This window comes from Pedobacter sp. Bi126 (assembly GCF_918698245.1).
GTDB lineage: Bacteria > Bacteroidota > Bacteroidia > Sphingobacteriales > Sphingobacteriaceae > Pedobacter.
Genome location: NZ_CAKKMS010000003.1, coordinates 640115 through 663257, shown reverse-complemented (window position 1 = coordinate 663257; position 23143 = coordinate 640115). Strand labels below are relative to the sequence as shown.

Below are 23143 nucleotides of genomic sequence, written 5' to 3'. Positions count from 1 at the left end.
GGATAAGCTTTTTTGTTTTTATTCATATAATGGTTACATTAACTTTATTTTGTTTTCGGGCTAAAAATCTACTTTTGATCTTCCATTTTATAAAATTGTTTTCAATTGAGATGGAACGATCATGATTTCAGGTCAATCATAATAAAACCAAAATATGAAACGAGTATTTATTTCTGCACTAATGTTGTTCATTTTTACCGCCTCTTTTGCTCAAAAATTTAACTGGAACAAAAACCAGGTGATTGCCCATCGTGGGGCATGGAAGAAAAATAATTTTCCTCAAAATTCTATCGCTTCATTAAACGAAGCTGTAAAGCTGGGTTGTTATGGATCGGAATTCGATGTGTGGATGACTGCAGACAATGTTTTGGTCATTAATCACGATCCTGAATTTCAGGGTTTGGTTATCGAAAAAGTAAACTATGCTGATTTATTGACGAAAACCATGAGCAATGGCGAAAAAATTCCTACGCTTGAGGCTTATTTATTGGAAGGTAAAAAGCAAAGAACAACCAAACTGATTTTAGAGATCAAACCTTCATTAGTTAGTAAAGAACGTGGAATTGAGGTGACCAATAAATGTGTTGAAATGGTTCAGAAACTCAAGGTAGTGGAGTGGACGGAGTATATCAGTTTTGACTACGATTACTGTAAAAGGATTCTAGCGCTCTTACCAAAAGCCAAAGTGGCCTACTTAAAAGGCGAAATCAGTGCTGAGCAAATGAAAGCAGATAAATTAACCGGGGTTGATTATCATTTTAGTGTTTACCAAAAAGATGGGTGGATTGAAAATGCCCACAAGTTAGGCTTAAAGGTAAATGCCTGGACGGTAAACACTGTTCCCGAAATTCAATGGCTTTTGGCACATCAGGTTGATTATATTACCACTAATGAGCCAGAATTGACCTTCGAAGAGCTCAAAAAAACACCTGTTGCAAGGGGTTGGAAATTGAAATGGGCTGATGAATTTAACGATGCGGGATTACCATTAGCAAAAAATTGGAGTTACGATGTAGGTGGAAAAGGTTGGGGCAATAATGAGCTTCAATATTATACCGATGCAGATAGCACAAATGCAATTGTAAAAAAAGGGAGTCTGAATATTACTGCGGTAAAAGCAGACAAGGAAAACAACCATTATACTTCGGCCAGATTGGTAACGAAAAATAAATTCGATTTTAAATACGGAAGGGTAGAAGTTCGCGCCATGTTGCCAAAAGGCAGGGGCTTATGGCCTGCTATATGGGCTTTACCAACCGAAGGGAAATACGGCGGCTGGCCAAAGAGCGGCGAAATTGATATTATGGAACATGTAGGTTATGATCCGGATAGCGTTCATGGAACGGTACATACCGAAAAATTTAACCACGTAATTAAAACGCAGGTTGGCAAGGCCTTAAAGGTTGATAATCCTTATACCGAATATCATATTTATGCGGTAGAATGGTTTGCAGATAGAATAGATTTCTTTATTGATAACCAAAAATACCTCACTTTTAAAAATACCAAAAAAGGATCTGGCGATTGGCCATTCGATCAAAACTTCCATCTTATTTTAAATGTAGCTGTTGGCGGTGGTTGGGGTGGAAAAAAAGGAATAGACGAATCTATTTTTCCCGCAAGTATGAAGGTTGATTATGTAAGGGTGTTTCAGAAGTAATATTTTGTTAGTTCAATGGTTCATCGGCCATTGGTTATTAGTCGACGGTCATAATTAAATTGACTAAGAACTTCATGCTGATGAGCACCATAAATTAACTGTCTACTGAAAATTGCTAATTGGCAATTGAAATTATAACTTGCGGTATCTAAGCTATATTGTATAATTTATGGACTCACGTAGAGAATTTCTAAAAAAAGCGGCCTTGTTTGCCGGAGCCACTGGCATGGCCAATACCTTGCCCAGTTCGGTGCTAAAAGCCATGTCGATTAATCCTGAGCCGGGCAGTACATTTTACGATGCCGAACACATTGTTTTCCTGATGCAGGAGAACCGTTCTTTCGACCATATGTTTGGTAAAATGAAAGGTGTTCGCGGGTTTAACGATCCTCACCCACACATTCAACCTGATGGAAACAAAGTTTGGTTGCAAAAAGACGGTCAGGGTTATACCTATGCCCCTTTTCACGTGGATATCAACAAAACGAAAATCACCTGGCAAGGTGGTTTACCACATTCATGGAACGACCAGGTTGCGGCACGAAATGGTGGCCGTTACGATAAATGGTTGCCGGTTAAAACACCAATGACATTGGCTTATTACGATCGGAATGATATCCCTTTTTATTATGCCATGGCCGATGCTTTTACCATTTGCGATCAGCATTTTTGCTCATCGCTAACCGGAACAACACCAAACAGACTGTTCTTTTTTACAGGAACCGTTCGCGGAGAAAAAAGCGCAAACCGGGTTGCGGTGGTCAATAACGATCAGGCTGAATCGCAAAATAATGTATTTGTAGATTGGCCAACTTTTCAGGAAACATTAGAAGATAATGGTATCGATTGGCGCATTTACCAAAACGAATTATGGACCTCCAAACTTCCCGAAGGCGAAATAGATGATTGGTTGGGTAATTATGGCGATAATCCTGTAGAGTACATCAGCAGGCATAACGTTAAATTATCGGCTTACTTTAGAAAAAACGGCGATAATACCGTTAAACCGGCTCTAACCGCAAAAGAGGTTCAGGAGAAATACGATAAGTTATCACAAAAGGAAAAAAACTTAGTAGATAAAGCGTTTACCACAAACATTTCTAAAAAAGATTATCTCGATCTTGAACCATTTACTTTTAAGAACGACCAAGGTAAGTCTGAAACGATTAATGTGCCTAAAGGCGATATTTTCCATCAGTTTAGAAAAGATGTAGATAGCGGAAAATTACCAACGGTTTCGTGGTTGGTTGCGCCTCAACGTTTTTCTGATCATACCAGCTCACCATTGTATGGAACCTGGTATGTAAGCGAAGCGCTAGACATTTTAACCAAAAACCCAGAGGTTTGGAAAAAAACAATTTTTGTTTTAACCTACGATGAAAATGATGGTTACTTTGATCATCAGCCACCTTTTGTGGTGCCAAACCCTGATGATTCAACCAGCGGAAAGGTATCTGAAGGAATAAACTATACCACTGATTTTGAAGCAAGAAAGGGAAGCCCGATCGGCTTGGGCTATCGTGTACCATTGGTTATTGCCTCACCCTGGAGCAAGGGCGGTTTTGTAAACTCTCAGGTTTTCGATCATACTTCATCATTAATGTTTATGGAAAAATGGCTGGCTAAAAAAACAGGCAAAACCATTAAAAGTAATAACATTAGCGATTGGCGAAGGAATATCTGTGGCGATCTAACCTCGGTGTTCAGGCCGTACAATGGAGAAGAAATTAAATCTCCAGAGCCATTAAAACGCGATGTGGTAGTAACGAATATCGGTAATGCTAAAAATAAGCCTGCCCAGGTTGGCCCTACCGCAATGAATAAAACAGAAGTTGCAAAAATAAATAGATTCGAAGCCTTTTCTGCTGAAACATCTAATCATGCCCCTAGGCAGGAGAATGGAACGAAACATGCCTGTGCCTTGCCTTATCATTTAACCGTTGATGCAAATCTGGTTAACAATGAAATAGTACTTACTTTTCAATCGGCAAAAACCTTGTTCGGTAGCGAAACAGAAACTGTTGGTGCGCCTTTCAACATGAATACCATTGCCAAATTTAAAGGTGTTGCGGGCAAAACATGGGCCTATGCTGTTAAAGCTGGCGATGTGTTAAAAGACAGCATTAAACTGGATGATTTTGACAATGAAGTTTATGACCTTACAATAAGTGGTCCGAATGGTTTTTACAGACATTTCGTAGGCGGCAAAAAAAATCCTTCCGTTATTGTAAAAGCATATCCAGAGCAAGCTGGTTTGGTAAGCAAAAAACTTACGGGTGCCCTGGTTTTCGCTATTGAGAACAAGGGCGCGAGTTTAGTTACGCTTGAAATTGTAGATAACAAATACAAATCAGGGAGCAAAACGGTAACAATCAAGCCAAAATCGGGTACAGATATCTCGTTTAATCTGGCTAAAAATGCGAATTGGTACGATTTCAGTATTGTGCAGACGGGCAATACCACATTTAAACACCGTTATGCAGGTAAAATAGAAACCGGAGAAATTACCCAAACCGACCCATACATGGGTAACGCATAATAATGTAATATCCCCCAAAAAGGGGGATGGCTTTTGAAAGAAATTATGCTTATTTTGTATTACATGTGCAGTAAACTGTCTATAATCAAAATAAATTTCATAGTTTCTTTCATTTTGCTTTTTAGCCTTCAGCTATCGGCCCAAAGCTATAATTTTACCAATTACAGCCTAAAAGATGGCTTGCCTCAATCGCAGGTAATGGTAATTTATCAAGCAAAAGACAGGACGCTTTGGCTTGGTACTTTTGGTGGGGTAAGTAATTTCGATGGCAGGCAATTTACCTCGTACAGCAAAGCCGATGGGTTAGGTTCAAATTCAGTAAACTGTATTGCCGAGGATAACCAAAGCCAAATGCTCTTTGGTACCGAAACAGGCATCAGTATTCTTAAACGCGGAAAAATAAGCACCCTGTTTTCGGGCAAAGGGGTAAGCCATTTGCTTAAAGACAAAGAGGGTGTTATTTGGGGAATAAGTGAACATAAGCTTTTCAAAATTGAAAAGAATAAAATTGTTTTTTATTCCATTGCCAATAAAAATATTAATACCATAAACAGCGATAACGATGGAAACCTATATGCCGCTGTATCAGGAAAAGGGATTTATCAGCTAAAGAATAACAATTGGACAATCTACCAGGAGTTACCGTCAGCCATTAATACTTCATCTATCCGGAAGATTTTATTCGATAAAACAGTAAACAACAAGGCCTATCTCTTAACCGACCGTAGCGGAATTTATGAGCTGGAAAACGGAATAATTAAGCCGTTTTTTAAAAAAGAGGGCATTGATACCTATTACTCAATCGCGCAGGATCATCGTGGAAATATGTGGGTAGGCTCAGAAAAAGGAGCTTACTTGATCAATAAAAACGGGGCGATCATAAATTTTAACGGAGAAAATGGATTGAGCGATAACCAGGTTAACGAAATATTTAGCGATGCCGAAAATAATATCTGGATATCTTGTTTTAGTGATGGTATTTACAAATATGAAGGCGATGCTTTTATTCGTTACAATAGGTTTAAGGGCAAGAATCTGGCTTATCCGATAAGCGGAATAGCGGCAGATAAAAATGATAACCTCTGGTTTGGCACTTTTAATAAAGGTGTTTTTAAGTATGATGGTAAAGAGGTACAAAACGTTAATATTCCCGCCTTTAAGGATAAAAAAATCTACTTCGTTTATGCCGATAAAGCCAAAAATATTTGGTTCTCTACCTATGGTAAAGGCATTTGGAAGTACGACGGACAGAAATTTAGTCAGGTATTAAAGCCAGATAAATTTGATAACAGCTCGATAGCTGAAGACGAGGAAGGAGGGATCTGGATAAACGGTCTCATGTCATCTACTTATTTAAAGGATGGGAAAACCGAACGGATAAGCGGATTTGATGGCTATTTATCGTGTATTTACCCCTTGCGGAAGGATAGCGTGTTTCTTGGCACCTCCAACGGCGTTACACTTATCAAAAACAAAAAGATAGATAAAACATTTCGTATCAAATCGCTCACCAATGTTTACGTACTGAGCATTATAAGGCAGGGTGAAAATTTAATTTTTGCTACGCTTGGCGATGGGATCATCACCTGGAATTTAAAAACAAAAGCCATTAAACGTTATGTTGTTGCCAATGGGTTAAACTCAAATGATATTTATAGCCTTGCAACCGATAATGAAAATAATTTGTGGGCCGGAACAGGGCGGGGGATTAACAAATTAACTTTTAATAGGCAACAACAAAGTTATGAAGTTTTCAGGGATCATCCGTTAATTGTTGAGTGTAACCAAAACGCAATTATCAATTACAAAAACAGCATTTTGGTAGGTACTATAAATGGACTCATTCAATGCAAAACCAATGTACTCCCAGGGAATAAAAAAAATCCTTTTATCCATATTCAACAGGTTAGTGTTTTTCATAAAAATGATCGGGCAAAAGATCTTTCAGTAGACCTGAACGGAAAAGGCGATAAATTTTATAAACTTAACTACAGTCAAAACCACATTTCGATAAGTTTTAAAGGGGTTTATCTCACCAATCCAGAAAGTGTACTTTACCGCTACAAACTGGTCGGGGTAGATAACGATTTCAGCAAACCTGTACCCAACACAGAGATCGAATATTCGGCCATAAGACCAGGTAGTTATACTTTTCAGGTTTATGCTATCGCAAATGGCGAGCAATCAAATATCGAACAGTTTAGCTTTACCATTGTACCGCCGTATTACGATACCATTTTATTTAAGATTGGCGCATTTTTGGTGCTTATTTTCCTGATCTGGCTTATCTTTTACCTCATTTTTAAAACCAGAGAACGTAAAAAACATCAGTTCGAAAAGTTAAAATTAAAAGAGCAGGAAAAAATAAGAAAGCAAACTGCAGAAGATTTTCATGATGACATTGGCAATAAACTGACCCGGATTAATGTTTTATCCGAAATTTTGGATAAAAAGGTAGCTGGAACCGAAAAAGAGCAAAAAGAACTGATCAGGCTAATCAGAGAGAATGCCAGCCTGCTTTATACCGGAACTAAAGATATTCTTTGGGCGCTAGACCCACATAGCGATAATCTTTTTGAGATATTGATGCACATTAAAAATTTTGGAATCGATCTTTTCCAAAACACCGGCGTTACATTTAAAATGGAAGGCGTGTTAAGCAAATATCAAAAACTACACCTATCGATGGAGTTTAACCGAAACCTAACATTAATTTTTAAGGAGATGTTAAATAATGTGTTAAAACATGCCAAAGCAAGCCAGGTATTGATTATGGTTATTGAAACCGATCATGATACAGTAAACATCTTAACAACAGACGATGGCGAAGGTTTTGATCTTGAAACGGTACAGAAAGGAAGAGGATTAAACAATATTCAAACCCGCTGCAAACGTATAAAATCGACCTTTCAGATTTCTTCCATAAAAGGGAAAGGCACCACTACAACAATTTCTACCAGAATTCCTGTTACAAAATAGGACTAAAAGCGTCTTAATTAAAACCAACCACAAAATGAGCCAGAATTTACGAATTGTTCTAATCGAAGATGACGATATTTTAAGAATGGGTTATGAATCGTTATTAAGCGATGTTGAAGATTTTGTAGTCGTTAACGCTTATGCATCATACGATTTGGCCAAAAAATACTTAGAGGCCGATCATCCAGATGTGATTTTGCTCGATATCCAGATGCCAGGCACCAACGGGCTGCAGGCCTTACCTTTTATCAAAAAGGCCTTACCTAACGCGAATATTATTATCCTCACCGTTTTTGATTCGCCCGAATTGGTTTTCGAAGCCCTAACCATGGGCGCAGGTGGCTACCTCACCAAAAATTCGAGCGCCTCAAAAATTATAGATGCCGTAAGAGAAGTGAGTACTGGCGGAGGGGCCATGAGTACAAATGTAGCGCGCATTGTAATGCATTCTTTTCAAAAAAATCTGAATTCTCCTTTAACTAAACGCGAAACAGAAATATTAGATCGGATTGCAAATGGACAAACAAAATCTCAAATCGCAAACGATCTCTTTATTGATCAGGAAACCGTAAGGAGCCATGTAAAAAATATTTACATCAAACTCGATGTAAACTCCAAATCAGAAGCGATTAAAACAGCCAAAGAAAAGCGCTTTATTTAATCTATACCTATATTTTGCTAAAAAATAATGCGAAAATCACCCTTTTTGGGTGATGCTCTGGGTTCAATTTCAGTTTAATTTTACATCATACAATTAAACAAGGCAATGAACCAATCTGTAAAATTCTTTTATGTGCAAGTAAAGCAACTAAATGATGCAGATGCATTTTATGCCAACTGTTTAGGAATGCCGACAGAATCGACAATGATTTCTGAAAAGGAAAAAGGAATCATGGTTAGGGCAGATCACGAGACCAATATTTTCCTGTCAGAACAAAAGCATCAAAACCAGACCAATAAAATTGTATTAACCAGCGATGATTGTTTAGAAGATTATTGCAGGCTAAAATCGAGAGGGGTTATTTTTAAAGACAGACCAGCTTACTTAAGTGAGGGTTTAAGTATCGAATTTTCTGATCCTTATGGTAATCATTTTATCATATTGGAGCAACGTAACTACAATGAGGATTAATGTTATGAGGTACGTAAAAGAATTGAGCAATAGGAATAAAATTATAAGTGAAAGCACCTGTGAGGCCCTTTATGAGCAACAGAACGATGCTTATACCATTAAATTCGTTTTTAACGGAACCGAAAATTGCGAAATTAACAAGCGTAAGTTTAGCATTTATCCCGATACTTTCGCTGTAGTAAATGCCGGAACAAATTTTAGCAGCAAAATAGATTCGATAAGTCCGGTAAATACATTTTCAGTTTCTTTTGGCGAAAAATTTATTAAAGATTTTCACCACACTTTTTCGAACAGCAACGAAAGTTTGCTTGCCGGAAAAGAAGCTGGTGAAACACCTCCTTTTATCGAATCACTTTATCCGTTTTCTGGCGATATGCGCTTTAATGTGCTGCATTTAAAAAGTCAGCTCGATAAAGGTTTGAAAGACGAAATGCTGATTAATGAATACCTGTACCACTGCCTTTTAAACTATTATAAAATTTATGATAAAGAGGTAGCTCAGAAACTGGATAAACTCAGCTTTATCAAAACAAAAACCCGCGAAGAGGTTTTAAAAAGATTAACACTCGCTAAAGAATACATTAGCAGCAATTACAATCAAAATATAACATTAGAGCACATTGCCGAACAGGCATGTTTATCGGTTAACCATTTGCTAAGAACATTTAAAGAAGCATATGAGATTAGCCCATACCAGTTTTTAATGCAGTTAAGATTAAACAGGGCTAAAAAACTATTGCAAACTACCACTTATTCCTTAAACGAAATAGTTGGTTTAGTAGGGTTTGAATGCCCAAGTTCATTCATCAGGTTATTTAAACACACGTTCAATATTACCCCGCTAAAATATAGAAAGAGTAGGTTGAACTAATTATAAATAGTGATTTCTGCATATTTAGAATGTTAGGATGAAACTATTTTTGAAGCTCTTGCAGGACAATTTGTAGAAGTTTTTTCCTGTTTAGGTTAATAATGATTAAAAAAGCAAACTGCCAGGATTGGGGTTTGCTTTTTTGCGTTTATACCGACCGTTTCTAAAATGGTGATTTTCGCACATTTTCGAATTTCGGCAGCGCCTAAATTGCCTGTTGATTTGGTTTCATGCGTATCTGCTAAAACTAAAGAACAAATTATTTACTAACTATTTATTTCGAAACATGAAACAAAAATTACTATTGATTTTAATGGTTGCGGTTTTGTCTTATTTCAACGCCCTGGCGCAGAATAAAACAATAACCGGAAAGGTGGTTGATGCTGATGATGGTTTACCATTGCCCGGCGTATCAATAAAAGTAAAGGGTACTACACAGTTGACGCAAACCACCGGACAGGGAACCTTTTCTATTGCCATACCTTCAGATGCACAAACGCTAGTGCTAAGTTATGTGGGCTATACCGAGCAGGAAGTAAGAATAACCGGCGAAACGTTAAATATTCGCATGGTATCATCAGCTAGAAATCTTCAGGATGTTATGGTTATTGGTTATGGAACAGTAAAGAAAGAAAACTTTACGGGTTCTGCAGCGGTAGTTAAAGAGGACGTTTTCAAAGACCGTCCGGTTACTTCTTTTGAAAAGGTCTTACAGGGTGCAGCTGCAGGTGTTCAAGTTACGAGTGTATCTGGTCAGCCAGGCGCTACTTCTACTGTTAGGATTCGTGGAGTAGGTTCCTTCACAGCTTCGAGTACCCCGCTTTATGTAGTTGATGGTATTGCCATTACTAATGGCGATTTAAGTTCTGTTGCACAAACTTCTGATGTACTTTCTTCAATAAATCCCAACGATATTGCTTCGGTAACGGTATTAAAAGATGCGACCGCTGCAGCTATTTATGGTTCTAGGGCAGCAAATGGTGTGGTATTGATCACAACAAAGCAAGGAAAGGCAGGCCAAACTAAATTGAATCTAAGCTCTAGCACCGGATATTCTTACCAGGCAGTAGATAAACACGAGGTAATGGATGCCACACAATATTACAAAACATTTTGGGATGTTTATTATGCGCAGCGTTTAGCAGCGGGTTTAGCTCCTGATGCCGCAGCTACTGCTGCAAACGGATTAACTAATGCTAAATTAGTTGTAAATCCATACAACACAGTTAATCCTTACACAGCAAATGGAGTATTGGCTAATGGAGCATCATTGCTTTACGATACCGATTGGCGTGATGAAGTATTACGTAGAGGTGTAACTAAAAATATCGATTTATCAGCTAGCGGCGGTAATGACAGAAGTAAATTCTTTGTTTCTGGGGGGTACTTTGAGCAAAATGGTATTGTAATTCGCTCTGATTTTAAACGCTATTCAGGCAAGTTTAACTTCAATACCGATGTTACCGATTTCTTAAAAGTGGGTATTAACAACAGTTTGACCCGTACTGAACAAAACACCCCGGCCGGAAGTACTGGTTCTGATAACCCGGTAAACTTTGCCGATCAAACAGCCAATATTTATCCGTTATATGTACGTGATACGAACGGAAACGTAGTGTACGATGCAGTCGGAAACCCTGTCTACAACTACATTAACCCGGTTACACCAGATTTTAACCCCGTTGGTTTATCTAAACTGAATGAATACAATACCATAACCAACAGGGTTATTACCAGCCCTTATGCGGAGGTTCGGTTTTTAAAAGATTTTGTTGTTAAAACTATGGTAGGAGTTGATTATATCAACAACCGGGAGCGCCAGTTCTACAACATGGAGCATGGCGACGGGGTGAGTGTAAAAGGGCGCGCATACCGTTATTCTAAAGAGGATGTTACTGTAACGTTTCAAAATACTTTAACCTATAACAAAACTTTCAATCAGCATAATTTCGATGTTTTATTAGGCCAGGAAGCGTACCGTTCAAAGCGTGATTTTAACTACTCGCAGGTTACAGGATTCCCTTTCCCAGGTACTAATGAGCAAATAGCAGCATCAACACCATCAACAGTACAATCTTATTATACTCAACAAAGGTTTGCCTCGTATTTTTCGCGTTTGCAATATAACTATGCAGGTAAGTATTATCTATCTGGGAGTTTAAGAAGAGACGGTTCATCTGTTTTTGGAAATGACAATAAATATGGAACATTTTATTCTGTTGGTGGTGGATGGCGCATCGGCAGAGAGAATTTCTTAAAAGATGTAAACTGGATTGATGAATTAAAGTTAAGAGCCAGTTATGGTACTTCAGGTAATGACAGAATTGATCGTTATGCAGCCCAAGGTTTATATGGCCTGGGTAAAAACTACGAAGGACAATCGGGTATTAACTACGTTCAACTCGAAAATGTAAACCTGAAATGGGAACAGAATTCAACTTTAGATATTGGTGTGGAGTTCGCTTTCCTGAAAGGAAAAATTAGCGGTGAAGCCTCATATTATAAAAGAGGATCTAAAGGCTTATTGTTTGATCAGCCTCTTACAAGATTGACTGGTTTTGATAATTTGACTACAAACCTTGCCTCGATGGATAATTATGGTGTAGAGATTTTATTAAACGGAAACCCGGTTAAAACCAAAGATTTCGATTGGAATATCTCCTTTAACATTACTTCTAATAGAAACAAAATCAATGCAATGACCCAAAATGAGGTAATTGATGGTACCAAAAGATGGAAAGTGGGTGAAGATAGATATCAGTGGTATCTACGCGATTATGCAGGGGTTGATCCGGCAGATGGCCGGCCAATGTGGTATACCGACGAAATTGTAAATGGTCAGGCTACAGGCAACAGAATTACCACAAAAAACTGGTCAACCGCAACACGTTATGATGGTTTAGGTTCTTCGCTACCAAAATTCACCGGAGGTTTTAACAATACATTTAGATATAGAGAATTTGATTTAAGCGTATTCACTTATTTTTCTACAGGTGCTAAAATTTACGACACCTTATATGGTAATCTGATGCATAGTGGGGGTTCTGTAGGTAAGCAATTATCAATAGATAATTTTAACAGCTGGCAAAAACCAGGTGACATAACCGATGTGCCCCGCTTTGTAATCAATAATACTGATTTAGGAAACAACCAATCAAGCCGTTTCTTGTACGACGGATCGTTTATGCGTGTTAAAAATATCACCTTAGGCTACTCTTTAAGGAAAAACTGGTTAGAAACCGTCCATTTGTCGAATGTTAGGGTGTATTTAATGGCTGAAAATCCATTTACATGGGCTAAACATAAAGGTATGGATCCTGAATCAGCCCTTACCGGTTTAACTGATAACGATATTCCAAATGTTAAAACATTCACGTTAGGTCTTAATGTTGGATTTTAATTGATAAAGTAATGAGAAAGATAAAAACATATAAAACGGCCTTATATACCGGAGTAATGCTTCTTCTTGTTGGGGCAACATCCTGCAAGAAAGAGTTTTTGCAAGTAACCCCAACACAACAAATAAATGCTAAAGATGCTTTTTCATCAGGAGCAAAAATACAGGCAGCCATGACTGGTATTTACGATCTTACTACCTTTTCGGGCTATACTAATAACATGATATTAAGTGCCGATGTTAAGGGTAACGATGTAATGATTGTCAGCGGTGCTGGAAACTATAACCGTTTTGTAGCACAATATCAGTTTGTAGAAACAGTAAACAACGGCGATGCCTATGCCTGGTGGCAGTACAGTTATAAAGTGATTTCAAATGCAAATCAGTTTGTTGTTAATATTCCGGATGCTCCTATAAGCGATGCCCTAAAAACAGAATATTTAGCGGAAGCACGTGCATTGAGAGCTTATACTTACTTTTGGCTGGTGCGTTGGTTTGCCCAACCTTACAGCGTAAATCCTGAAGCCCTTGGTGTACCCATTTTAAGAAAACCACTTGGACCAGATGAAACATCTCCGGCAAGGGATAAAGTAAAAGATGTATACGCTTTTATTATTGATGATTTGAAATATGCGGAAACAAACTTACCAACAACAGGCAGGACCAGTATTTATAGAATGAGTGTTCCTGCTATACAAGGTATGTTAGCTCGTGTTTATTTAAACATGGGTAATTGGGCCGAAGCTAGTCGCTATGCTAAGTTAGCGCGTGCGGCCAAACCATTAAGTACGGCAGCCGCATTGTTAACAGGTTTTAATAATCCAACTTCTGAGTGGATTTACGCCATCAATGTAAGAACAGATGATAACCAGGGTTTCTTGGCAGTGTCATCTTTTTATGATCCTTATGACTCGGGCTATTCTAGTTTTAGAGTTACAGACGACTTTTTTAATTCTTTTGCAGCAAACGACGAGCGTAAAAAGCAATTTCTGGTTAAAAGTAGCCCAACGGCAGCTGCAAGTACCGCAGCATATAGAAGAAGGGGTGAGGGGTATCTGATCAATAAGTTCGACTTTACAACTACGCCTGCTAATAATCAGGTGCTAATTCGCTCTTCAGAGATGTATTTAATTGAAGCAGAGGCTGAAGCAAGACTAGGTAACGAACCCGCAGCTAAACAGGCGTTATTGGCTATTCAACAACGCGCTGGGATAGCTACAGTTGTTTCTGTGAACACAGGTAATGCTTTAATTGAAGAGATACTAACGGAGCGCAATAAAGAGTTATATGGTGAAGGACATAAGTTTTTTGATTTGTTGCGTACGAAAAAAGGTGTCGACAGAACCGGCTCTACTGTACACTGGAAAATTGTAAACTTTCCGTCTGGCGATAACAGATTGGTTTCTCCAATTCCACAAGCAGAATTAGATGCAAATCCAGTGTTGAAACCACAACAGAACCCTGGATATTAGTTCTTTTTAACAAACAAAATCTAAGCGATAGAAAGCCGTTTCAATTCATTTTGAAAGGGCTTTCTGCTTAATATCACATTTTAGTTACCTCAGCATTATGGTGTTATCGGCATATTATTTTCTTTTATTCCAGCCGACCTTTAATAAAAAAACACAGATAGTTATGAGACTAAAAGCTTTGGTGATTTTATTACTAGGTATTACAATCACAAATAATGTTTTTGCAGCTGAAAAACCAACCGCAAGCCATAAATCGGTTATCAATTATTATATGGACAGCTATATGAATTCTGACTATAAAAAGTTAAGAGCTGTTTTAAGTGAGGATGCTGTTTTTACGTCGAATAGAGATGTGAGGGTAATTAAACATAAAGCAAGTGATGTGTTAAATCAAATGAAGAAAAATGAAGGCGTAATTCAGAAAGCCTGCAACATCAGCTCTTCAATTGTTTCTGAAACCGATGCCCTGGTAATTGCACGCGTAGATATTAATTACGAATTGTTTGATGGCGCACAACAAAACTTTGTGATCATCGAGAAAGATAAAGAAGGCGAATGGAAAATTACCCAGGTTTACAAAGTATTCATCACTGGCGAAAGCGAGGCTAAAAAGCTCGTTTCAAATTAACCTTAAAGCCCTTTTTCGCGTTGGCCAGCTTCCGTAAAAAAGTAAAAGGTTTATCTCCCAATGTTCGGGACTGCGCTTCAGTCGAAATGACAACTGATTTTTATAATCTGTTTAATAGGTGCAAGAAGATAAAAAGCGATTAAAATATAAAGTCCAGGCAAAACCTGGACTTTATATTTTTCTTTCTTTTCGACTTAAAAGTTAATTGGTAATTCTACCTGCGTTCTATCCCAGCCAATAACCAGATTAGCGCCTCCAGTAATCTCTGCAAAGGTTAGGGAGAAATATTCGATCGGTTTAGCCAAGGTTTTAACCGGAACATTTACACGAACAATATCCTTAGCCTGATTGTAAGTAAAAGCACCCCATTTATCGGTTTCGCTATTTACAATAATCGTCCAGGTATCTTTGTTTGGAATAGCGAATAAGCTATAGGTACCTGCTTTGATTTTTTTACCGCCAATGCTTACTTTTTTGAAGAAACGAATCTCTGTACTTTCGTTGGCACCAAAACGCCAAACATTTCCGTACTGTTCTAAAACGCCAAAAATATCACGTCCTTTTTTCTGCGGGCGCGAATAAACAATCTTTATAACCGGTTTTGTTGGATCTCCAGCCTTTGCCTTTGGAGCATTAAGGGGAAAATAAACAATATCTGCAGGACTTGGGTCTGCAACAGGAAATTTTACTTCAGCGGTAGGGGCCTGTTGAGCCTTTGCGCTAAAACAAAGAAGAGCGAAAACAACAATGAAGATATTTTTCATTTGTAGGTTTTTGTTTTCAGTAGCGATGAGCAATCATGATTTTACAGCTATCGGTAAAATCATAACGGCCTCATGTGCTGTGGAATTAAATTTTTAATCCTTAAAAGGATCTAATTTGTATAAAAGGACTAAAAACTAGTATTTTCTTCCTTTTACGATAGCGTTTAAAAATAAGCCTGCTGTTAACAAACCTAAAACACCACCTAACAAAGCGAAAATATAGTTTTGCGTAATGATTGCTCCAGTTAAAACTCCGAAGAATAAACCTAAAGCATAATATAACCAGTTGAAATTATTGCTGCTGTTCTCTTGTACACTCATGTTTTTTTGTTATTTGGAGGCAAAGTTAATATTTATTTTAAATTTTAATTTGTCATTGTAGCCAATATTCTAATTAATTATCAATTCTAGCCAATTTATAATCAGCCTTTTTCAGATAAGTAATCAATTCTGCCAGCCTGTTATAAAATTTATCAGTTCTTCTGGCATCGGTACCGATGTGCAACAACAAGATAAAACCATTTAAACCATTGGCTTTTGTTTCGTTAAAAGTAGTAATCGACCTATATATCTCATCGCTCGACCGATAACTTTTTCCCATTTCGGGGTAGGTGTAATCAGCGTTAGCGCGTGTTCCAGGAGTGAAATTAATCAATTGTAAGCCTTGCGCTTTGGTCCAGTTGGCTATGGTTTGGTTGTACCATTCGTAAGGCGGCAAAAAATAGCCCGCCGCTTCTTTGTTAATCCCAAAACCGGCCATTGCCTGATAATTGTTGCTTAAATCGGTTTCGAAATCTGTTTTTGTAACCAAGAGGCTGTCGCGTTTATTCCAATCGCAGTACAATAAATGTTTATCAGAATGTGGACCCAGGTAATGCCCGTCGTTTTTTAGTTTTTTAATCAATGACTGGAAATTAGGATTCCGATAAAAATTTCCGGTAAGAAAAAAGGATGCTTTAACTTTCTCCTGTGCCAGCACCTTGCTTATTTTTTCGCCGCCATCTGCATATTCGTCACCTGTAAAAACCAGGTAGATTTTCTTTTGGGTAGAATCGCCCCGAATGTTCGCACCCAGGCTATAAGTTTTATGGTTGGGTAAGGGTTTAGCCTGTGCTTCTTTTGCCGCTAATAAGTAAATAAGAGATGCCGTTCCGTCCATTGTAGGTTCATTGGTGCTATAATCTCCATAATCATCGTGGTAAACGGCCAGGTCACTCTGAAAGTCAGCATATTCATCAACGTCATTGAGTTTGATCCCGATTAAACCCTTATAAATATTGGTATAAACAGGTCCATCAACCAATCCGCCGTTAATGGGGTAATTCTTTAAATGGGTAAAAGCCGAGTGCGGATCGCTTGGTGTATCTCCCCATTGAGGTAAGCCATAAACCATGCTCGTTCCCCAGGGGTTACAGCCAAAAAGCCAGTCGAAATTAGCCTGATCCAGTTCCGCATAAGTTTTATCGCCGCTTAGTGCCGAGTACCAGCTACACTGCATGGCAAAGGCAACCGTTAAGTTATTGCTGCACCAAATAAAAGGAATACCACGATAAAAGGCATTGTTTTTCGCACGGCTCCAAACTTGCGATATGCCTTGTTGATAATAGTTGATGGCTGTTTTGTCTGTTGAATCTTGCTTAGCGATTTCGTAATGACCAAGGTTGATAAAAGGATAATATTGATAATGCGCTGCGGTGTCTTTTTGTAGCCAGGGCGTGATACTTTCTTGTTGGGCGTAGCTTAAGGCCTGTGCTATTTTCTTTTGATCGATCTTTTCTCTTCCGAAATTGAATGATGTTTCGGCCAGCTCCATGTCATCAACCCAGTTGTCTTCAGCATAAATGTACGGCGATTTTACAGCGGCTGTTTGCGTTACCCCGGGTTTTTGTAATGCAAATTTATAGGCTGTTTTGGCCTTTTTAACAAGTAATTCGGCGTAATTACGATCTATATCTTTAAATAAAACGGATCCTAAATTAAAAGCACTCGTAAATTTAGCTGCAGTAGAGCTGGTACCGGTGGTGTTGTTCATAAATTTGCCCCGTTGCTGTGTCTCGCCGGTAATAAAATAGAGCGGGCGCTCAAAACCCTTTCCATATTGACTGTCTTCTTTTGGAATCCGCATATTGATGTGGTCACGGTCATCGGCCAGTTGGTTGAACATGATCTTTTTTTGTGGGTGCATTTTCAACAGCCAATCCAATCCCCATTTAGCTTCGTCCAGAACATCAGCAAGGCCGTTTTTTCCATCCAAACCATTTGCCGTTTGCCTATCGCTAAATACCTGAGGGAAGTCGCGATAGGCCATTAGTAGGTGATAGGCTGCATTTGCCGAAGTAGTTGAATATTGGAGGTAATCGCTGGCGTCGTGCCAACCACCAGAAGCATCAAAATGTGTACTGTCTTTAATGCCAGCTTTGGCGCCATATAAAACAAAGCCATCGTGGGTATGGCAGCTATCCTTTAAGTACGGATTAAAACCGCTCCGTTGCTGGCGCATATATTGTAAACAGAAATCTGCTGCACCTTTGTACACATCGTTATTGATCAACAACAGGGGAGAAACAATACCATTTGCCCTGAGGTAGAAACGCCCTGTGCTTTTAAAATCACTAAAATTTAATCGGGCAGTTTGACTAAAAGGACCATAGCTGCCGAAGTTTTTAATATTGGTCGAGGTATAAACAATTTTATTGGTTTCCTTTTCTATAATTTCAAATTGGGTAGGAATTTCGCCTGTTTTGCTTGCCCATACCGCAACTTTAATGCCCCCGGTGGGGTAACCGAGCAAATTAATTCTGATCCAACTCTGTTGGATTTTTCTCTGGCTACCAATAAATGAACAAAAGAACCATAGGGCAAATGAGAAAGTTGAGGCTAAAAAGAACTTATTTTTCATTGTGACTGATGATTATTTCATTTAAAAATAGGGTTTTATCAAGATAATGTAAAAGAAGTAGGTAAACATTTGGAAATTAATCAATCGTTTGATTAATTTTGTGCCGTCAAAAAGAAATGAAAACAGAAAAAGTAGATAAAAGACAGGCCATTCTCGAGGCAGCTGAAAAGCTGTTTTGCGAGACCGGGTACGAAGGTACTTCCACCCGCCAGATTGCCAAGGAATCTGGAGCAAACATGGCGATGATAAATTATTATTTCGGTTCTAAGGAAGGGGTTTTTGTAGAGATCATGAACGAGCGCATTGCAGGTTTTGCTTCTCAGTTAAAAATCATCAATGAAGATAAGATTTCGGCATTAGAAAAATTGCACAGGGTTATAGAGGGCTATGTAAATAGAATACTGAATAACACGGCATTTCATAAAATGATGCACAGAGAGCTTTCTTTAACCCAAAGGCCAGAAATGTACGATAAGATAAAAGACGCCATGAGCCACAACATGCAGCTTATCGATCGCATTATTACAGACGGGATTGAAGATGGGACCTTTAACAAGGTAGACGTTCGGATGGTAATCGCCACCATTATGGGCACCATAACTAACATTGTTATTGCTCCCCACAAGGTGATATCGTGCTCCAACTTCGATTTGAACAATCCGAAAGATAAAAAAATGATTAAGGAGCGGACAATTGCTCACTTACAAGATCTAACAACAGTTTATTTAACAACAAAAAAATGATACCCAGATCAATAAGATTAATGCTTGCGGCATCATTAATTCCGACAGCTTTATTTGCACAGAGCCAGAAAGAATTAAATATCAACCAGGCAATAGAACTTGGCATAGCCAATAGTAAAAACTTAAAACTTTCTCAAAACAAGATCGATCAGGCTGTTGCACAGCTGGAGGTTGTAAAAGACAATGTTTTGCCTACGGCAAACGCAAGTTTTATGTACAATCACGCTGAAATACCAACCACTACTTTTACATTACCCGGTAGCGAATCGTCTTTCCACTTGCCTAAAAGAGCCGATGCTTTTGTAGGAACGGCAGCGGTACAAGAATTGGTGTACGGTGGAGGTAAATTAAGATATGCAAAAGAATCGACCAAATTATTGGCCGATGTGGCACGTTTAGATGCGGATAAAAGCAAAGAGGAAATTACTTATGCTGTTATTAATACCTATTACGCTTTATACAAAGTATTGCAGAGCAGAAAAGTGGTTGATCAGAATATAGAATCAATTGCTGCACAGATTAAACAGGCACAACGTTTCTTCGAACAAGGCATTGTAACTAAAAACGATGTGTTGCGTTTCCAATTGCAACAGGCAAATGTTACGCTAACACAAATGGATATCGAGAGCAACCGTAAAGTGATTAATTATAACCTGGATATCTTGTTGGGTTTACCAGAAGATACTGAAGTTAAAATTGTTGACCCAACGGCTGGCTTAAAAACGCCAGGCTCGTTAAATGAATACATTAATCAAGCAATGGCTAACCGCCAGGAGTTAAAACAACTTGATGTGCAGAACAAAGTTGCCGATTTTAACATTAAAACAATCAAGGCAAATACATTGCCTACCGTTGGTGTTGGTGCAAACTTATATTACATTAATCCAAGCGGCAATTTTATCCCGCCAACCAACCAGTATTTAATGCCCATTACATTAGGCGCAACGGTTTCCTGGAATTTCGGCAACCTTTGGACAAACAAGAACAAGGTAAGCGAAGCGAAGGTTCAGAAAAGTGCAATCACCATTCAGAAAGACATTTTGTCTGATCAGGTAAAAACAGATATCAACAAAAACTTTCAAGGTTACCAGGTGGCGATGAACAAAATCCAGGTATTGGAAACTTCAATTGCACAAGCAACAGAAAATGATAAGTTATTGGCATCTAAATACAAAAACAATGTGGCTTCGGTTACCGATCGTATCGATGCTGAAACCTTATTGTACCAGGCAAAAATTAACTTAGAGATAGCTAAGGCAGACGCAGGTTTGGCTTACTATACCCTATTAAAATCAACAGGAAAAATAACGCAATAAATACAGCAATGACAACTGAAAAGAAAAAAAAGAACAAAGTAGTACCCATCATTTTAGGTGTTTTACTAGTAATAGGCATAATCTTCGGGATTACAGAATGGAATTATTATAGCAAACACGTAGATACGGATGATGCTCAGATTGATGGCGATATCAGTCCTGTTGTTGCCCGTGTTGGTGGTTATGTTGCAGCGATTAATTTTGAAGAGAATACACATGTAACCGAAGGACAGGTTTTGGTGAAGCTCGATGATAAAGACTACAAAGTTAAGTTGGAGCAGGCAGAATCTGGACAGAAAGGTGCAAGTGCGGGTGTTGGTGTTGCCGAATCGCAAATTGTAGCTACCCAGGCAAATACCGGTACTGCAAAAGCAAACGTTGATGCTGCAAAATCAAATGTTGAAGCTGCAAATGTAAAATTAAATTTAGCGCAGAAAGATTACAATCGTTACGAAAACCTGGTGAAAGACGGTTCAATCACTCAACAAGCTTTCGATCAGGCTAAGGCGAGTAAGGAATCAGCAGAAGCGGCCAGACAATCTGCTCTGGCAGCATATCGTGCGGCGCAAGATCAATATAATGCTGCGGTTAAACAAGTTGGTACTACACAATCGCAGTTGGCCGTGAGTAGCAATGTAATCAGCCAGCGTCAAAGTGATATCGATTTTGCAAAGCTTCAATTATCATATACTGATATTAAAGCCCCTGCAACCGGTATTGTATCTAAAAAGAATGTTCAAAAAGGACAACTGGTTCAGGCTGGTCAATCTTTATTCTCTATCGTGAATGACGGAAGCATTTATGTAACGGCAAACTTTAAAGAAACGCAGTTAGAGAAAATTAAAGAAGGTTCTAAAGTAGAAATTGAGGTTGATGCTTATCCAGACGAAAAAATTGAAGGCGAAGTATATAATTTCTCTCCGATTACTGGTGCAAAAGGGTCTTTATTACCTCCCGATAATGCGACTGGTAACTTCGTTAAAGTGGTACAGCGTGTTCCGGTAAAAATCAAAATCCATCCATCAAAAGAACTGTTGGCTAAGTTGCGCCCAGGAATGAGCGTTAAAGCATCAGTATCTACTAAATAATATTAAAATGGCCGAAGTAGGTTTAAAAAAGTGGATTATTACGTTTACGGTAATCACAGCTTCTTTGTTGGAGCTGATTGATACCACTATTGTAAATGTGGCAATCCCTCAAATACAGGGAAACCTGGGCGCTACCCTTGAGGATATCGCCTGGTTATCTACTGGTTATGCCGTTGCGAACGTGATCATCCTGCCTATGTCGGGCTGGTTGGGCAGTCGTTTCGGGCGTAAAAATTATTTCTTAACCTCAATTATTGTTTTTACACTCGTTTCATTTTTGTGTGGTAACGCAACTTCATTAAACGAGCTTATTTTGTTCAGGATTTTACAAGGTGTAGCCGGTGGTGGTTTAATTTCTACCGCTCAGGCAATCTTGATCGAAACCTGGCCAAGAGAAGATGTGGGTATTGCAACTGCATTATTTGGTTTAGGTGCCGTTGTTGGTCCAACCGTGGGCCCAACGATTGGCGGTTATATTTTGGAGATAGCAGATTGGCCTTGGATATTTTATGTAAATATTCCCGTCGGAATCCTCGCGGCCTACTGTACCATAACTTTTATTCGAGAGACACCGAAAGATGGAAAAGGAAAACCCGTTGATTGGTGGGGTATTGCATTATTGGCAATCTCAGTAGGCAGTTTACAAACCTTATTAGAAAAAGGTGAAAGCGAAGACTGGTTCTCTACACCTTACATTGTTGCCTTGGCTGTATTATCGGTTTTTGGATTGCTTCTGTTTATCTGGAGAGAAATAAGTACCGACCATCCAATTGTAAACCTTAAGATCATGAAGAAACGAAGTTTTTCTATCGGAATGTTTACGTCATTTATTTTAGGATTCGGACTTTATGGATCTGTATTTGTTTTTCCGGTTTTTGCCCAAAATCTTTTAGGGTTTACGCCGTTACAAACCGGAAAGCTATTTATTGCCGGAGGTATTTGTACCATTGCTATGATGCCGTTTATTGGTATAATGCTTAAGAAAGGCGTACCAGCTCAGTTTATGGCTACAGGTGGGATGTTTTTATTCTTCGTTTTCTGTTGGATGTTGAGTAAATCAACATTGGCATCTGGAACGGGCGATTTCTTCTGGCCTTTGGTAATCAGAGGGTTTGGAATGGCTTTGCTATTCGTTCCGTTAACAACATTGGCTATGCAGGATTTATCTGGCCCTGAAATTGGACAAGGTTCTGGATTAAACAATATGAGCAGACAATTAGGTGGTTCTTTCGGAATCGCTGCGTTAACCACCTTGATCCATATACGTTCAGGTTTTCACAGAAGCAATCTGTTGGCGAACATAAACGAATTCAACGCTGCATTTATGCAACGGGTAAATGGCTTAACCAGTAATTTTATGGCTAAAGGCGCTTCGTTTATGGATGCAAAATTAATGGCAATGAAAGCAATAGAGGGTGCGGTAACCAAACAAACTATGTTGCTTACTTATAACGATGCCTATTGGGTTGCAGGACTGATCATGTTGTTTTCTATACCTTTGTTGTATCTTCAGAAATTTAAGAAGAATGCAAACATTGTGACAGATGCGCACTAAAATTTGCAAAGAAATGCCCTAAAAAATGGCAAAAAACAAAAACAGCCGGTGTATTTTATTACATCGGCTGTTTTAACCCAAAAAATTAACAATCAATGCA

General features: G+C 38.6%; 16 protein-coding genes. 13 read left to right on the top strand and 3 right to left on the bottom strand.

Translation table 11 applies throughout. The features are described 5' to 3' along the window. Nucleotides 1-154: 154 nt before the first annotated feature. From LQ201_RS13000 to LQ201_RS12960, 9 genes are all read left to right on the top strand, one after another. A complete protein-coding gene (locus tag LQ201_RS13000) occupies nt 155-1660 on the top strand; it encodes a glycerophosphodiester phosphodiesterase family protein (RefSeq protein WP_230142940.1) in 1506 nt (501 codons plus the stop codon). Nucleotides 1661-1829: 169 nt separating this feature from the next. Continuing rightward, nucleotides 1830-4199, top strand: coding sequence for a phosphocholine-specific phospholipase C (locus LQ201_RS12995; protein ID WP_230142938.1), 2370 nt, complete (start codon nt 1830-1832; stop codon nt 4197-4199). Between the two features lie 114 nt (nt 4200-4313). Then, complete coding sequence (locus LQ201_RS12990) at nt 4314-7178, top strand: two-component regulator propeller domain-containing protein (RefSeq protein WP_230142936.1); 2865 nt, start codon at nt 4314-4316, stop codon at nt 7176-7178. A gap of 34 nt (nt 7179-7212) precedes the next feature. Beyond that, on the top strand, nt 7213-7839 hold the full coding sequence (locus LQ201_RS12985) for a response regulator transcription factor (protein ID WP_215165074.1): 627 nt from the start codon (nt 7213-7215) through the stop codon (nt 7837-7839). A 105-nt stretch (nt 7840-7944) separates the two neighbouring features. Next, on the top strand, nt 7945-8310 hold the full coding sequence (locus tag LQ201_RS12980; protein WP_230142935.1) for a VOC family protein: 366 nt from the start codon (nt 7945-7947) through the stop codon (nt 8308-8310). 4 nt (nt 8311-8314) lie between these two features. Next, the gene (locus tag LQ201_RS12975) at nt 8315-9181 is read left to right on the top strand and encodes a helix-turn-helix transcriptional regulator (RefSeq protein ID WP_230142933.1); all 867 of its coding nucleotides are present in this window, start codon (nt 8315-8317) and stop codon (nt 9179-9181) included. Nucleotides 9182-9467: 286 nt separating this feature from the next. Next, nucleotides 9468-12581, top strand: coding sequence for a TonB-dependent receptor (locus tag LQ201_RS12970; protein WP_230142931.1), 3114 nt, complete (start codon nt 9468-9470; stop codon nt 12579-12581). Between the two features lie 11 nt (nt 12582-12592). Beyond that, nucleotides 12593-14050 carry a RagB/SusD family nutrient uptake outer membrane protein gene (locus tag LQ201_RS12965; protein ID WP_230142929.1) on the top strand — a complete coding sequence of 486 codons (1458 nt, stop codon included), beginning with the start codon at nt 12593-12595 and terminating at the stop codon, nt 14048-14050. Between the two features lie 163 nt (nt 14051-14213). Further along, entirely contained in the window at nt 14214-14678 is a 465-nt protein-coding gene (locus LQ201_RS12960; RefSeq protein ID WP_230142927.1) for a nuclear transport factor 2 family protein, read from the top strand. A 194-nt stretch (nt 14679-14872) separates the two neighbouring features. Here LQ201_RS12960 and LQ201_RS12955 read toward each other — a convergent pair whose 3' ends face one another. The 3 genes from LQ201_RS12955 to LQ201_RS12945 all read right to left on the bottom strand — a co-directional run bounded on the left by LQ201_RS12955 (nt 14873) and on the right by LQ201_RS12945 (nt 18341). Then, nucleotides 14873-15442 (bottom strand): DUF2911 domain-containing protein, encoded by a 570-nt coding sequence (locus tag LQ201_RS12955; RefSeq protein ID WP_230142925.1) that lies wholly within the window; start codon nt 15440-15442, stop codon nt 14873-14875. Nucleotides 15443-15577: 135 nt separating this feature from the next. Beyond that, nucleotides 15578-15763 carry a hypothetical protein gene (locus LQ201_RS12950; RefSeq protein ID WP_025141696.1) on the bottom strand — a complete coding sequence of 62 codons (186 nt, stop codon included), beginning with the start codon at nt 15761-15763 and terminating at the stop codon, nt 15578-15580. 73 nt (nt 15764-15836) lie between these two features. Further along, the gene (locus LQ201_RS12945) at nt 15837-18341 is read right to left on the bottom strand and encodes a glycoside hydrolase family 9 protein (RefSeq protein ID WP_230142923.1); all 2505 of its coding nucleotides are present in this window, start codon (nt 18339-18341) and stop codon (nt 15837-15839) included. 116 nt (nt 18342-18457) lie between these two features. On the opposite strand from LQ201_RS12945, the gene LQ201_RS12940 reads away from it, so the two are divergent. The 4 genes from LQ201_RS12940 to LQ201_RS12925 are packed head-to-tail and all read left to right on the top strand — an operon-like array spanning nt 18458 to nt 23043. Further along, on the top strand, nt 18458-19084 hold the full coding sequence (locus LQ201_RS12940; protein WP_230142921.1) for a TetR/AcrR family transcriptional regulator: 627 nt from the start codon (nt 18458-18460) through the stop codon (nt 19082-19084). After that, a complete protein-coding gene (locus LQ201_RS12935; protein ID WP_230142918.1) occupies nt 19081-20400 on the top strand; it encodes a TolC family protein in 1320 nt (439 codons plus the stop codon). Before LQ201_RS12940 ends, LQ201_RS12935 begins: the two co-directional genes overlap by 4 nt. Before the next feature lie 8 nt (nt 20401-20408). Next, the gene (locus tag LQ201_RS12930; RefSeq protein WP_230142916.1) at nt 20409-21488 is read left to right on the top strand and encodes an HlyD family secretion protein; all 1080 of its coding nucleotides are present in this window, start codon (nt 20409-20411) and stop codon (nt 21486-21488) included. 7 nt (nt 21489-21495) lie between these two features. Then, on the top strand, nt 21496-23043 hold the full coding sequence (locus LQ201_RS12925; RefSeq protein ID WP_230142915.1) for a DHA2 family efflux MFS transporter permease subunit: 1548 nt from the start codon (nt 21496-21498) through the stop codon (nt 23041-23043). Nucleotides 23044-23143: the final 100 nt, after the last annotated feature.